Source organism: Erwinia pyrifoliae DSM 12163 (assembly GCF_000026985.1).
GTDB classification, from domain to species: Bacteria; Pseudomonadota; Gammaproteobacteria; order Enterobacterales; family Enterobacteriaceae; genus Erwinia; species Erwinia pyrifoliae.
Genome location: NC_017390.1, coordinates 3,000,462 through 3,013,837, shown reverse-complemented (window position 1 = coordinate 3,013,837; position 13,376 = coordinate 3,000,462). Strand labels below are relative to the sequence as shown.

The following is a 13,376-nucleotide window of genomic DNA, read 5'->3' as shown; positions in this document are numbered from 1 at the left end:
GATAAATGTGGCAGTTAATGTGGTGATAAAGGCACCGGTCGTCAAACAGAGGGCGGCCTGATATCGCTTCAGCAGCCCGCCCAGGGTTATATTTGCCCAACGCCATGCAGCCCTGGAGTTGTGAATGCCCGCACTGTAGCAAGCGTCGGGCAGGGTGCAGCACGATCGGGTACGGCTGTTCAGGAAGAGAAACCGTTCTGATAAGTCCCTATCCTGCAGCGGGGGTGTTCTTTATCTTATCGGTTAGGGTTGACTTTGTTTTATGCGTTGGGGCATCTGGGTGTTTAATCACCTGATCTTTTGCTTCCATAATTTCATTGTCTTTTGCTTTATTTTCCCCAATTCGTTTTGTGAGTTCATCTATCTTGCTTTGCACACGCATTTGGATCTTAGGTAATGCTTTATGATACTCAATCAGGTTTGTTAAATCTGTTAAATGTGATTGCATTGTAGGATTTATGAAGTCCGGGTTTATATTGGATTGGTCGATAACGGCTTTAGTATATATTTCCCTTTGTATTGTAAGTTTACTCTTAATAGCTTCTGCTTTCGTCTTATATTTTCCTATTTCATTATTATGCCCTTCCAGAGCATAGCCATGGTGGTTGTGTATATAACCGGTTCGCTTATTTTCATCTTTGGGGGTAAAAGAACGAGTCTCTTCCTGGATTGTTGCTTTTAATTCATTGAGTCTTGCCTCTTGCTCTTTTACTTTGTCATAGGTGTCTTTTAATTCTGTTAATGTTTCATTAATGCTTTCATGGTCCATGTTGTGGCTTTCTAAATCATCGGCTACAAAACATCTGAAAAACCCGCCGCTTGCATCAACCACTTTTCTTGAAATGGAATACGCTTTCTTTGCATATTCCTCACGGGACATTTTACTGTTTTTTAATATCTCCTGCTGTTTTGCGAGCTCGGCTGTGTTTATTTTATCATCTCTTTTATTGTAGGCCGTTAAAAGGGGTATTTCTAAGTCAGCATGCTTTTTAACTTTTTGACACAAAGCGTTTTCAATGGGGGGGGGTATGTTCTCCACACTTTTAAGTTTATCAAGAAGACCATTGAATGTCTTCGTTGAAATATTACCACCTGTGATGCTGGTAAGGTGAACCTTAAAAATTTCCCAACTATTAAAATTAACATTCATTAAACGGCTCCTGGTTAAAAAAAACAATTGTAATCAAATTTTTGATTTTTTTTACCAAAAAACAGTAAAAAAACCTTGCTCAGGAGGATGACCTCATTACGCATAGGGTGCTTGACAGAAATGCCCCGTTTATGAGTTTATACCCTGTGTTTGGACAGATTGTGCTAAATATATAAACAGTCGCCCTTAATCAGGAAATCAACGTCAAAGAAAAATTGTTATCGCATCGGTTGCCATTTGCTGGGAGCATATCAATGTGATTTACGCTGATATCTGGCGACGTTAGCGCACGCCTGCATCCGCTATATTCGGCGAAAGCTGGCACCCCCCAAAAACATCTTTAGCAAATAAAATTCTCGGTTTCCCGCTCCCCCGCTACAGGCAGGCACATAATTTGTATATCATCGCTATGATGAAACAAACGTTACAGGACCAACCTGATGAAGCAGCTTGATGAACGTCTGCGCAGCCATTACCCACAGCTTTCGCCGCAGGAGCAGCGCGTGGCCGATTTTGCTTTCGATCATTTTGACGATTTGATCGGCTATAACAGCGCCGAGCTGGCACGCCTGAGCGGGGTGTCTAAAGCGACGGTCAGCCGCCTGTTTAAACGCTTAGGCTATGAAAAATATAAAGATATGCGCGACGAGCTGCGCACGCTACGCCAGAGCGGCATGCCTCTGACCGATAACCGTGATGCGGTACAGGGCAATACCCTGCTGGCGCGTCACTATAAGCAGGAGATGGCTAACCTCACGCAGTGGGTTAACGGCCTGGACAGCGCTCAGTTTGCCGGGGTGGTGCAGGCGCTGGCAGAAAGTAAACGCATATTTATCATCGGCATGCGTAATGCCTATCCGGTGGCACTGCATCTGCGCCAGCAGCTGTTACAGGCGCGCCAGCAGGTGCAGGTGCTGCCACAGCCGGGGCAGACGCTATCTGAAGAGCTGGTGGATCTGACGCCGCAGGATATGGTGGTAGTGATGGCCTTCCGCCGCCGACCGCGTATTATCCGCCCGCTGCTGCAACAGCTGCAACAGCAGGGCATTCCTGTGCTGGCGCTGTGCGAGCCGCAGGCGCGGGCGGTGATTGCGCTGGCGCGCTGGCAGCTGTGCGCGCCGCTCGACAGCGTATCCGCCTTTGACAGTTATGCCGCCGCTAACAGCCTGATCAACCTGTTAGCCAATGCTTTACTGCATCACCTGTTAAGCGACGGACGACAGCGCATTCATCGTATCGCCGATCTTTACGGCCAGCTGGACGAGCTGGAGCAACGCTGATGGGGCACCAAACGGGTGCTTTGCATGGTTTTGGGGCGTGAATATCTGCCCTTTATCAGGCTGTTTTCCCGTTGTCAGCACTGATGTCACTGTGCATTATCGGTTTTATCTCCCCCTGCTTATCCATAATAAATAATTTTAATCAACTGGTTATGTGCAAATTGGTGAAAATGACGCTGCGCAGAACGTGCTAGCACATTAGTTGCAATTAAGTTATTTAAGAATCTTTCGTTTCATTGCTTATTAACCGGGGAAGAGAAGATGAAAAAAAGCTTATTCGCGTTACTGGCCGCTGCGCTGCTGTTCTCTCAGATCGGCGTGGCACGGGCTGACCAGCTACAGGACATTGAAAAACGTGGCGTGCTTCGTGTTGCCGTGCCGCAGGACTTCCCGCCGTTTGGCTCTGTCGGCACCGATTTGCAGCCGCAGGGCTATGACATCGATATGGCGACGTACCTGGCTCGTCAGATGAAACTTAAATTGCAGCTGGTGCCGGTGACCAGCGCCAACCGCGTGCCCTACCTGCAAACCGATAAGGTCGATCTGGTGATCTCCAGCCTCGGCAAGAACCCGGAGCGCGAGAAGGTGATTGATTTCAGCCGCGCCTACGCGCCGTTCTTCCTCGGCGTGTTTGGACCGCAGCAGGGCACGTTGAAGAGCGCCGCCGAACTTAGCGGTAAATCTGTCGGGGTGACGCGCGGCGCGGTGGAAGATATGGTGCTGACCAGCGTGGTGCCGAAAGATGCGCAGGTAAAACGATACGAAGATAACAACACCACGCTTTCCGCTTACCTGTCAGGCCAGGTGCAGTATGTCGCCACCGGTAACCTGGTGGTGGCGGCGATAGCGCGCCAGAACGCCGATAAAGCGCCGCTGGCACAGTTTATGCTGAAAGACTCACCGTGCTTTATCGGCATCAAGAAAGGCGAGCCGGCGCTGAAAGCCAAAGTGGACGCGCTGATTGCACAGGCGTTAACAGACAAAACCCTGAACCGCCTTGCCGAACAGTGGTTGAAGGCACCGCTGCCGAACGATCTCGGCGCGTAGGGGCGAAGGGATGACAGGGCAACTGAATTTTCCGGCGCTGTGGCCTTACTGGCCGGAACTGGTTTCCGGGCTGTGGGTTACCATTCAGCTAACGGTGATGGCGACGACCGGCGGCGTGGTACTGGGGATTGTGGGCGCGGCGTTGCGCAGCGGCAAACCCTCGCTACTCAGCCGCATCTGGGGCGTCTATGTCGAGCTGATCCGCAACACGCCGTTTGTCGTGCAGCTGTTCTTTATCGTCTTTGGTTTGCCCAATCTGGGGCTGAAGCTGACGGCGGGGGAAGCGGCGCTGCTGGCGATGCTGATTAACCTGGGCGCTTACAGCACCGAAATTATTCGGGCGGGAATTCAGGTCACGCCGAAAGGGCAGTGGGAAGCCGGCAGGGTACTCGGAATGACGCGCCGACAAACCTTTATGCGCGTAGTGCTGCCACCGGCGCTGAAGCGTATTTACCCGGCGCTGGTCAGTCAGTGCATTATCGTGATGCTCGGCTCCTCGGTGGTGTCGCAGGTCTCTTATGAAGAGCTGACCTTTGCCGCCAACCTGATCCAGTCGCGCACCTTTTTGAGTTTTGAAGTCTACCTGGTGACCACGCTGATGTATCTGGCGCTGTCGATCGCCATGCGCCAGCTGCTGCTGGCGGCAGGCCGTAAATGGTTTGGAGAGCAGCCCTGATGAACACCTTTACCGACTGGGACATTCTGCGCAACCTGCTGCTGGCAGCACGCTGGACGATGGCACTCTCCGTGACGGCGTTCTTTGGCGGCACGCTGGTGGCCTTGCCGCTGGTGAGACTGCGCCTGGCAGGTCGCCTGTGGCCAAACCGCATTATCCGCGCTTACGTCGAGCTGTTCCAGGGGACTCCGCTGCTGATGCAGCTGTTTCTTGCTTTCTTTGGCGTGGCGCTGTTCGGCATCGATCTCTCGCCCTGGGCCGCCGCCGCGCTGGCGCTGACCTGCTACACCAGCGCTTTTCTGGTGGATATCTGGTACGGCAGCATTAAGGCGTTACCGAAAGGGCAGTGGGAAGCCTGTCGCTGTCTCGGTCTCAGCAGCGGTCAGACGCTGTTTCGCGTGGTGCTGCCGCAGGCGTTGCGTGTAGCCATCGCCCCCACCGTTGGCTTTGCCGTACAGGTGGTGAAAGGCACGGCGCTGGCCTCGATTATCGGTTTTATTGAACTGACCAAGGCGGGCACCATCCTCAACAACGTGACTTACCAGCCATTTAAGGTTTTCGGGTTAGTCGCCCTCGGCTACTTCCTGATGTGTTATCCGCTGTCGCGCTACAGCCAGTATCTGGAGAAGAAATTCAATGCCGCTCATCACCATTAATCAGGTGCAGAAATACTATGGCGACAACCACGTACTGAAAGGCGTGGATCTTGATATCGACATGGGTGAAGTGATCTCAATCATCGGCCGCAGCGGTTCGGGAAAAAGTACGCTGCTGCGCTGTATCAACGGGCTGGAAGGCTATCAGGAAGGCAGCATCAAACTCGGCGGCATGACCATTACCGAGCGTGACAGCCAGGCGCGGGAAATCAGCCGCTCGGTGGGAATGGTGTTCCAGAACTTCAATCTGTTCCCGCATATGACCGCGCTGGAAAACGTCATGCTGGCGCCGCGCCGGGTGCTGAAAAAGAGCGAGAAAGCGTGCCGCGATCTGGCCTGCGCCATGCTGGAAAAGGTCGGTCTTGGTGACCGCATTGATTACTATCCGGCCAGCCTGTCGGGTGGCCAGCAGCAGCGCGTGGCGATTGCCCGTGCGCTGGCGATGTCACCGAAGGTGCTGCTGTGTGATGAAATCACCTCTGCCCTTGACCCGGAGCTGGTCGGTGAAGTGCTGAAGGTGCTGGAACAGCTGGCCCGGGAAGGCATGACGCTGATCCTCGTGACCCATGAAATGAACTTCGCGCGCGAAGTCGGCGACCGCGTGGTGTTTATGCACCAGGGGCGCGTATGGGAGCAGGGCGACAGCCAGACGGTGTTTGCCGCGCCACAAACCACTGAACTGAAACAATTTATTTCCTCGGTGCGCGGCCTGAACTGAGCGCGCCGCGACTGACAAGAAGGACTGAACGCATGGACTTATCAAACTATTTGCCAATCAACCCGCCGCAGCGCCTGCTGATGGGGCCGGGGCCGATCAACGCCGATCCGCGCGTGCTGCGCGCCATGTCGAGCCAGCTGCTTGGCCAGTACGATCCGGCGATGACACAGTATATGAATGAGGTGATGGCGCTGTATCGTGCGGTATTCCGTACTGAAAACCGCTGGACGCTGCTTGTCGACGGCACCTCCCGCGCCGGCATTGAGTCTGTCCTGCTGTCCGCCATCCGTCCCGGCGATAAGGTGCTGGTGCCGGTGTTTGGCCGTTTTGGCCATCTGCTGTGCGAAATTGCCCGCCGCTGCCGTGCCGAGGTGCACACCATTGAAGTGCCCTGGGGCGAAGTGTTTACCCCGGACCGCATTGAAGATGCCATTAAGCGCGTGAAGCCGCGCCTGCTGTTGACGGTGCAGGGCGACACGTCCACCACCATGCTGCAACCGCTGGAAGAGCTGGGGGCAATCTGCCGCAAATACGGGGTGCTGTTCTATACCGATGCCACCGCCTCGCTGGCCGGTAACGCGCTGGAGACCGATGCCTGGGGGCTGGATGCGGTGTCGGTCGGGATGCAGAAATGTCTCGGCGGCCCGTCGGGAACCTCTCCGATCACGCTCAGCCCGGCTATGGAAGCGGCGATCCGCCAGCGCAAATGCGTCGAAGCCGGGATACGCACGGCGGCTCACCAGGACGGTGAGGATGAGATGATCTACTCCAACTATTTCGATCTCGGCATGATCATGGATTACTGGGGGCCGGAGCGTCTTAACCACCATACCGAAGCCACCAGCGCGCTGTATGGCGCACGCGAATGCGCCCGGCTGATCCTCGAAGAGGGGCTGGATAACGGCATCGCCCGTCATAAGCTGCACGGTGACGCCATGCTTAAAGGGATACAGGGCATGGGGCTGGAAACCTTTGGCGACCTGAAACATAAAATGAATAACGTGCTTGGCGTGATGATCCCGGCCGGTATTGATGGCGAGCAGGTGCGCAAGCTGATGCTGGAGGATTTTTGCATTGAAATCGGCACCTCGTTCGGCCCGCTGGTCGGTAAGGTCTGGCGCATTGGCACCATGGGCTACAACGCGCGTAAAGATTGCGTGATGCTGACGCTGAGCGCGCTGGAATCGGTGCTGACCCATCTTGGTTTCCGCACCACACAGGGGGCTGCTCTACAGGCTGCCTGGGATCACTATCGCGGGAGCTGCTGATGAGCGACTGCCTGATGAATGCCCCGATGGCGGCGGCGGCGGCCGATCGCGTCATGGCCCGCTGCGATGCGCTGGCAGAAATCAGTGAAACCCCGCAATACCTGACCCGCGTTTATCTGTCGCCGGAGCATCTGCGTGCCAACGCGCTGGTCGGTAAGTGGATGCAGGCGGCAGGGATGCAGGTGTGGCAGGACGGCGTGGGCAATATCTGTGGCCGTTATGAAGGGCAGCGGCCGGAAGCGAAGGCGCTGCTGCTGGGTTCTCATCTTGATACCGTACGCAACGCCGGGCGCTACGATGGCATGCTCGGCGTTCTGGCGGCGATTGAAGCCGTGCAGTTTCTGCACGATCGCGGCGAGCGGCTGCCGCTGGCGATTGAGATTATCGGCTTTGCCGACGAAGAGGGTACGCGCTTTGGCATTACCCTGCTCGGCAGCCGTGGCCTGACCGGCACCTGGCCGGAGAGCTGGGTAACGCACCCGGACGGTAACCGCATTACCGTGGCGCAGGCGATGAAGGATTGTGGGCTGAATGCCGGACGCATCTGGCAGGCGGCGCGTGACGTCGAAGATTTCGTTGCCTACCTCGAACTGCATATTGAGCAGGGGCCGGTGCTGGAGCAGGAGCAGCTGGCGCTGGGCGTGGTGACGGCGATCAACGGCGCACGTCGCCTCAACTGCCGCTTTGTGGGTGAGGCCGGGCATGCTGGTACGGTACCGATGAGCCACCGCAAAGACGCGTTGGCCGCCGCCGCCGAATGGATGGTGTTTATCGAACAGCGCACCCCGCAGCACAGCCCGCAGCTGGTGGCAACGGTCGGTAGTTTGCAGTGCCAGCCCGGCGCGGTAAACGTCATTCCCGGAGAGGTCGCCCTGACTCTTGATGTGCGCGGCCCACAGGATCAGCCGCTGGCTGAACTGCTCTCCGAGCTGCTGATCCAGGCAGAGGCGATTGCCCAACGGCGCGGTCTCAGTTTCAGCGCGGACGAGTACTATCAGATCCCCGCCACGCGCTGTGATGAGGCGCTGCAAAGCGCCCTGACGCGTGCGGTGACGGCGGTGCAGGGGCGTAGCCTGTCGCTGCCGAGCGGCGCGGGCCACGATGCGATTGCCATTGCAGAACGCTGGCCGGTGGGCATGCTGTTTGTGCGCTGCGATCGCGGTATCAGCCATCATCCGGCAGAGTCGGTGGCGGTGGACGATGTGGCAAAAGCACTACAGGCCTGGGTGCAGATGGTGAGCGAGGTGGCGGGAAAATGAATCTGAGCGAGTTCAATCAGGCCAGCGCCGCCGATGCGCAGCGGGCGATTTCTCACTGCGTGGCCTTGCCGGACTGGGTTGCCTCGCTGGTGACAGCGCGTCTCTGTCGTTCGCTGGATGAGCTACTTGCCGTGGCTGACGGTCTGTCACAGCGCTGGGACGGTGTTGCGCTTGCCCAGGCGCTGTCTGCGCATCCGCGTATTGGTGAACGTGCGGCGGGTGCAGGCAGAGAGGCGCAGCTGTCTCGCCAGGAACAGGGAGAGGTGAATGAAGCGGACACGGCGCTGAAGCAGGCGCTGGCAGTGGGTAATGCCGCCTACGAACGGCGTTTTGGCCGGGTGTTTTTGATCCGCGCCAAAGGGCGCAGCGGCGAACAGATGCTGGCAGAGCTGCAACGCCGTCTGCAAAACGATACGCAGCAGGAGCAGCAGGAAGCTCTCCATCAGCTGCGCGAAATCACACTATTACGCCTGAAGGAGACTTTTCTGTGAGCACCATCAGTACGCATATTCTTGATACCGCGCTGGGAAAACCGGCCGCCGGGGTGGCCATGCTGCTTGAGCAGAAGAGCGCCGCAGGCTGGCTGCCGCTGGCGCAGGGCGTGACCAACGCCGACGGCCGTCTCGGCGATCTGACGCCGCAACCGCTGGCCGCCGGGCGCTACCGCCTGACGGCGGCCATCGGCGATTACTTTGCCGCTGCCGGACGAGAGGCGCTGTATCTCAGCGCGCAGATTGATTTCGCTATCGCGGCGCACGGTGGCCATTACCACTTACCTTTTTTGATCTCCCCCTGGTCATGGTCAACTTACCGCGGCAGCTGATCGGGCGATAAACCAACAGAAGGCAGCAAACTATGAGCGTCGGGCCAGAAGATACGCGTTATCCGCCAGGTAAAGCTTTTGCCTGGGGTTTGCAACATGTACTGACTATGTATGGCGGCATTATTGCCCCGCCGTTGATTATTGGCGCCGCCGCCGGACTGAATGCCAGCCTGCTGGGGATGCTGGTGACCGCCGCGCTGTTTGTCAGCGGCTGCGCCACGCTGCTACAGGCACTGGGCCTGCCGGGATTTGGTGCGCGTCTGCCGCTGGTGCAGGGCGTCTCTTTTGCCGGGGTGGCCACGATGGTCACGCTGGTGACGGGCGGTGGTGGCCTGCCGGTGGTATTTGGCGCGGTGATCGCCTCGTCGCTGATTGGCCTGCTGATGACGCCGCTGTTTGCTCATATTATTCGCTTCTTTCCGCCGCTGGTGACCGGTACGGTGATCGCCGTGATCGGCTTATCGCTGATGCCGGTAGCGGCACGCTGGGCGATGGGGGGCACCCCGCAGTTACCCGGCTGGGGATCGCCTCACCATATTGGCCTGGCGGCGCTGACGCTGGCGCTGGTGCTGTTATTTAACCGGGTGGGCAATGCGGCCATTAAACGGCTGGCGGTACTGCTGGCGATGGCGGTGGGAACGGTGATTGCCCTGTTCACCGGGCAGGCCAACTTTAGCGCGGTGGCGCAGGGGGCGTGGCTGGCGCTGCCGGGGGTGCTGAATTTTGGTATGCCGGTGTTTGACGTGGCGGCGATTGTGTCGATGACGCTGATCGTACTGGTGCTGCTGACAGAAACTACAGCCGGGCTGCTGGCCATTGGCGACATTATTGGCAGCGAGGTTGACGGCAGGCGCATTACCCGAGGGCTACGTGCCGATATGCTGACCAGCGCGCTGGCTCCGCTGTTTAACTCCTTCCCGCAAAGTGCTTTTGCCCAGAATATCGGGCTGGTGGCGATGACCGGGGTGAAAAGCCGTTTTGTCGTCGCGGCGGGGGGCGTGATCCTGCTGCTGCTCGGCTTTTTACCGATACTCGGACGCGTGGTGGCATCAATCCCGATGCCGGTGCTCGGCGGTGCCGGGGTGGTGCTGTTTGGCACCGTGGCGGCCAGCGGCATTCGTACCCTGGCGAAAGTCGACTACAAAGACAATATGAACCTGGTGATTGTCGCTACGTCGATTGCTTTCGGCATGATCCCGATCGTGATGCCATCGTTCTATGACCAGTTCCCCGGCTGGGTTCGCACTATCTTCCACTCCGGCATCAGCGCGGCCTGCCTGATTTCGGTCACGCTGAATTTGCTGTTTAATCGGGTAAAGGCCCCGGATGCTGAAAAGGCCATTACTCCGGCAGGTTAAAGCGGTCGGCATCGCGCCACGCCGGGAAGCGCGAGCGGTAGTCGCGTAACGCGTCCAGCGACAGGTCGGCGTCGAGACGCGCGGACTGATGGGCTTCCCCGGCCGCCAGAATCTCACCCTGCGGGCTGATAATGCGGCTGTCGCCGCTGTACTGATGCCCGTTGCCGTCGCAGCCAACGCGGTTGCACCCGGCGATGTACGCCTGGTTCTCAATCGCCCGCGCCTGCAACAGCACCTGCCAGTGCAGCGCGCGCGCCGCCGGCCAGTTGGCCACATACAGCGCTAAATCATAGTCATCCCGGATACGTGAAAACACCGGAAAGCGCAGGTCGTAACACACCTGGGGTAAAATGCGCCAGCCGCGCCAGGTGACGATCTCCCGGCGGCTGCCCGCCAGATAATGCTGATGTTCACCCGCCATGCGGAACAGGTGGCGCTTGTCGTAGTGATGCACCGTACCAGCAGGCTCCACCAGAAAGAAACGGTTAACCGCGCCTTGTTGCGTACGGATGGCCGCGCTGCCGGCGATCATTGCATTGGCGAGATGCGCCTTTTCCTGTAACCAGGCAACCACCTCTGGCTGCGGCAGCGAACGTTCAGCGGCCTCCATCGCGAAACCGCTGGTAAACATCTCCGGCAGCACGATCAGGTCGCGCTGGTGGATATCCGCCAGCAGCCCGTCGAAAAAGCGCAGATTCGCCGCGCCGTCCATCCATACCAGCGGCTGCTGTAATACGCTAAGTTTTAAAGTTGACACAGGCGCTCCGCGGCAGCATCCAGCGTGGCTTCCTGTTTGGCGAAGCACAGGCGGATAAGTTTATGCGGGAAGGCGTCAGCGCAGAAGACCGACAGCGGAATGGCCGCCACGCCCGCTTCTTTGGTCAGCCACTGGCAGAACGCCACATCGTCCAGGCTGGAGATGGCGCTGTAGTCCGCCAGCAGGAAATAGGTGCCTTCACAGGGCAGAAGGGTAAAACGGCTGCGCGCCAGCGCCTGCACGAAGCGGTCACGGCGTGCGCGATAGAATTCAGGCAGTTCGCGGTAGTGCGCCGGTTCCTGCTCCAGCATATCGGCAATCGCCAGCTGCGCCGGGGTGTTCACCGAAAAGGTCAGGTACTGGTGTACTTTGCGCACTTCGCTGCTTAACGCGGCAGGCGCCACGCAGTAGCCCACTTTCCAGCCGGTCATATGAAAGGTCTTGCCAAAGGAAGAGACGGCAACAGCACGTTGACGCAGCTGTTGATGCGCCAGCACGCTGGCGTGGCCGTTGGCGTCAAAGCAGATATGCTCATACACTTCATCGCTGAGTACGTAGATTTCCTGCCCGGCGATTGCCAGCCACAGGGCGTTAAAATCGCTCTGCTGCCAGACGGTGGCGGATGGATTGTGCGGCGTATTGAGGATAACCAGCCGGGTGCGCGGTGACAGCAGCGCCTTAAATGCCTGCCAGTCAACGCGGAATTCCGGCGGCTGCAACGCGATGCGCTTCAGCACGCCGCCTGCCAGCGTTACGGCTGGCGCGTAGCTGTCGTAGCTCGGGTCAAAACAGATAACCTCGTCGCCCGCCCGAACCAGCGCGGTGATCGCCGCATACAGGGCTTCCGTCGCCCCGGCGGTGACGGTGATTTCGCTGTCGGCATCGGGCGTGTAGCCATACCGTTCGGCGGTTTTTTTCGCTATCGCGGTACGCAGAGCGGGCGCGCCGGTCATCGGCGCATACTGGTTAGCCCCCTGATTGACGTGATGCGCCAGGCGCTGTTGCAGATAGTTTGGACCGTCAAAGTCCGGGAAACCCTGCGACAGATTAATGGCGTTGTGCTGCTGCGCAAGCGCGCTCATCTGGCTGAAAATAGTGGTTCCCAGCGCGGGCAGTTTGCTTTCTGGGGTGAACGACGTCTGGCTCATCTGTAATAACCCTTATGCAACGCGGTAATTTGTGGGAAGTTGGTATTGCTTCCAATATAACATGCTGTCAGTAAACTGACTTAAATCAATGAGGTATAATGATATTACCGAATTTAACATTTTCGAGTATATCAGCCCGCATGTCATCAAGTTGGTGAGCTTCAAAACCCTTTCATCATACCGTCGTTTCCACTGATTAACCGGTAAAAGCAGGGATAGTGAACTTTGCACAGACTTTGCGAACAGACAGACGGTGTTCACGCGTTTGCAGGGTAACGGACTCTTTAAGAGCTGGAGAATCGGTGGGCTTTCCAGTAAAACGCCCATTCTGCCGAAATAATTAAATGTTACCTGGAGACTTGTTTACAGGTCTTATAGCAACTATATTAAAACCTCTCAACAGGTCTTTTAGGGAAGCGTCATGGCAAATCTCATTCTTAGTGATACCAGTGCAAGCGTAAGCGAGCTTAAAAAGAATCCGATGGCTACAGTTGATGCCGGTTGCGGCTTTCCTGTAGCGATTCTCAACCGCAATCAGCCCGCTTTCTACTGCATCCCTGCACCACTCTATGAGCGCATGCTGGAAGTGATAGACGATCAGGAACTGGTCACGCTGGTTAAAGCGCGTGAAAATCAACCTCTGATAGATCTCGATCTGGACTAAAAAGTTGATTTATAAGGTTAAAATCAGGGCAGAAGCCCTGAAAGAATGGCATGGTTTGGACAGTGCCGTTCGGGAGCAATTTAGTAAAAAACTTAAAAAATTGCGTGAAAATCCGCATGTACCTTCAGCCAGGCTAACGGGAATAGCGGGATGTTACAAAATAAAACTCAGGTCTTCCGGCTTTCGGCTGGTATATCAGGTTATTGATGAAGAGCTGATTATAGCTGTGGTAGCTGTTGGAAAAAGAGAGCGCAGCCAGGCATATAAACTTGCAAGCGAAAGGTTGCGGTGATTGACGCCGATTCCGATCGTCTTGATGTTTATCAGAGAGCGTTAATAATTCTGTGTCACGTTAAAAAATCACTACAACGTCATTACCTTACAGGGTCAACCTTCCAAATAAATCGCCAACCGGGACAATATCAAATTCCAGCTCTGGTTCGGTATCGTCCATTTTCTTACGCATTCATTAACCCCACAGATTCAGTGCGAGAACGGTGTAAACCACGTTGCTTTGATAATGCCCATCTTCGCGGATTTTGTCGTGGATTGCATCCAGCCAGACGAAGGGA

At 56.6% G+C, this 13,376-nt stretch carries 15 protein-coding genes; 12 read left to right on the top strand and 3 right to left on the bottom strand.

The genetic code is table 11. The annotated features are described in order from the left end of the window. Window positions 1–208: 208 nt before the first annotated feature. On the bottom strand, window positions 209–1,150 hold the full coding sequence (locus tag EPYR_RS13775; protein ID WP_012668996.1) for a hypothetical protein: 942 nt from the start codon (window positions 1,148–1,150) through the stop codon (window positions 209–211). A 440-nt stretch (window positions 1,151–1,590) separates the two neighbouring features. Here EPYR_RS13775 and hpxU point away from each other — a divergent pair, with 440 nt between their 5' ends. The 10 genes from hpxU (at window position 1,591) to EPYR_RS13725 (ending at window position 10,235) form a co-directional block, all read left to right on the top strand. After that, complete coding sequence (hpxU, locus tag EPYR_RS13770) at window positions 1,591–2,430, top strand: MurR/RpiR family transcriptional regulator HpxU (RefSeq protein ID WP_012668995.1); 840 nt, start codon at window positions 1,591–1,593, stop codon at window positions 2,428–2,430. A gap of 261 nt (window positions 2,431–2,691) precedes the next feature. Beyond that, window positions 2,692–3,477 (top strand): transporter substrate-binding domain-containing protein, encoded by a 786-nt coding sequence (locus tag EPYR_RS13765; protein WP_012668994.1) that lies wholly within the window; start codon window positions 2,692–2,694, stop codon window positions 3,475–3,477. A 10-nt stretch (window positions 3,478–3,487) separates the two neighbouring features. Next, entirely contained in the window at window positions 3,488–4,153 is a 666-nt protein-coding gene (locus tag EPYR_RS13760; protein WP_012668993.1) for an amino acid ABC transporter permease, read from the top strand. Continuing rightward, entirely contained in the window at window positions 4,153–4,809 is a 657-nt protein-coding gene (locus EPYR_RS13755) for an amino acid ABC transporter permease (RefSeq protein ID WP_012668992.1), read from the top strand. The genes EPYR_RS13760 and EPYR_RS13755 overlap by 1 nt, the downstream gene beginning before the upstream one ends. Next, window positions 4,790–5,527 (top strand): amino acid ABC transporter ATP-binding protein, encoded by a 738-nt coding sequence (locus EPYR_RS13750; RefSeq protein WP_014539337.1) that lies wholly within the window; start codon window positions 4,790–4,792, stop codon window positions 5,525–5,527. The genes EPYR_RS13755 and EPYR_RS13750 overlap by 20 nt, the downstream gene beginning before the upstream one ends. A 32-nt stretch (window positions 5,528–5,559) precedes the next feature. After that, window positions 5,560–6,795, top strand: coding sequence for a pyridoxal-phosphate-dependent aminotransferase family protein (locus tag EPYR_RS13745; protein ID WP_012668990.1), 1,236 nt, complete (start codon window positions 5,560–5,562; stop codon window positions 6,793–6,795). After that, the gene (hpxK, locus tag EPYR_RS13740) at window positions 6,795–8,054 is read left to right on the top strand and encodes an allantoate amidohydrolase (RefSeq protein ID WP_012668989.1); all 1,260 of its coding nucleotides are present in this window, start codon (window positions 6,795–6,797) and stop codon (window positions 8,052–8,054) included. The genes EPYR_RS13745 and hpxK overlap by 1 nt, the downstream gene beginning before the upstream one ends. Further along, on the top strand, window positions 8,051–8,545 hold the full coding sequence (uraD, locus tag EPYR_RS13735; RefSeq protein WP_012668988.1) for a 2-oxo-4-hydroxy-4-carboxy-5-ureidoimidazoline decarboxylase: 495 nt from the start codon (window positions 8,051–8,053) through the stop codon (window positions 8,543–8,545). The genes hpxK and uraD overlap by 4 nt, the downstream gene beginning before the upstream one ends. Continuing rightward, entirely contained in the window at window positions 8,542–8,877 is a 336-nt protein-coding gene (gene uraH / locus EPYR_RS13730; protein ID WP_012668987.1) for a hydroxyisourate hydrolase, read from the top strand. The genes uraD and uraH overlap by 4 nt, the downstream gene beginning before the upstream one ends. Before the next feature lie 32 nt (window positions 8,878–8,909). Further along, complete coding sequence (locus EPYR_RS13725) at window positions 8,910–10,235, top strand: nucleobase:cation symporter-2 family protein (RefSeq protein ID WP_012668986.1); 1,326 nt, start codon at window positions 8,910–8,912, stop codon at window positions 10,233–10,235. Here EPYR_RS13725 and EPYR_RS13720 read toward each other — a convergent pair. Both EPYR_RS13720 and EPYR_RS13715 read right to left on the bottom strand, forming a co-directional pair. Then, window positions 10,219–10,992, bottom strand: a complete 774-nt coding sequence (locus EPYR_RS13720; RefSeq protein WP_041474033.1) for an amidohydrolase — start codon at window positions 10,990–10,992, stop codon at window positions 10,219–10,221. The genes EPYR_RS13725 and EPYR_RS13720 overlap by 17 nt on opposite strands. Continuing rightward, window positions 10,980–12,140, bottom strand: coding sequence for a pyridoxal phosphate-dependent aminotransferase (locus EPYR_RS13715; protein ID WP_012668984.1), 1,161 nt, complete (start codon window positions 12,138–12,140; stop codon window positions 10,980–10,982). The genes EPYR_RS13720 and EPYR_RS13715 overlap by 13 nt, the downstream gene beginning before the upstream one ends. A gap of 421 nt (window positions 12,141–12,561) precedes the next feature. Between EPYR_RS13715 and EPYR_RS13710 the strand changes: the two genes are divergently transcribed. Continuing rightward, window positions 12,562–12,804 carry a type II toxin-antitoxin system Phd/YefM family antitoxin gene (locus EPYR_RS13710; RefSeq protein WP_012668983.1) on the top strand — a complete coding sequence of 81 codons (243 nt, stop codon included), beginning with the start codon at window positions 12,562–12,564 and terminating at the stop codon, window positions 12,802–12,804. A 4-nt stretch (window positions 12,805–12,808) separates the two neighbouring features. Beyond that, window positions 12,809–13,096, top strand: a complete 288-nt coding sequence (locus EPYR_RS13705; protein ID WP_012668982.1) for a type II toxin-antitoxin system RelE family toxin — start codon at window positions 12,809–12,811, stop codon at window positions 13,094–13,096. Window positions 13,097–13,376 lie beyond the last annotated feature (280 nt).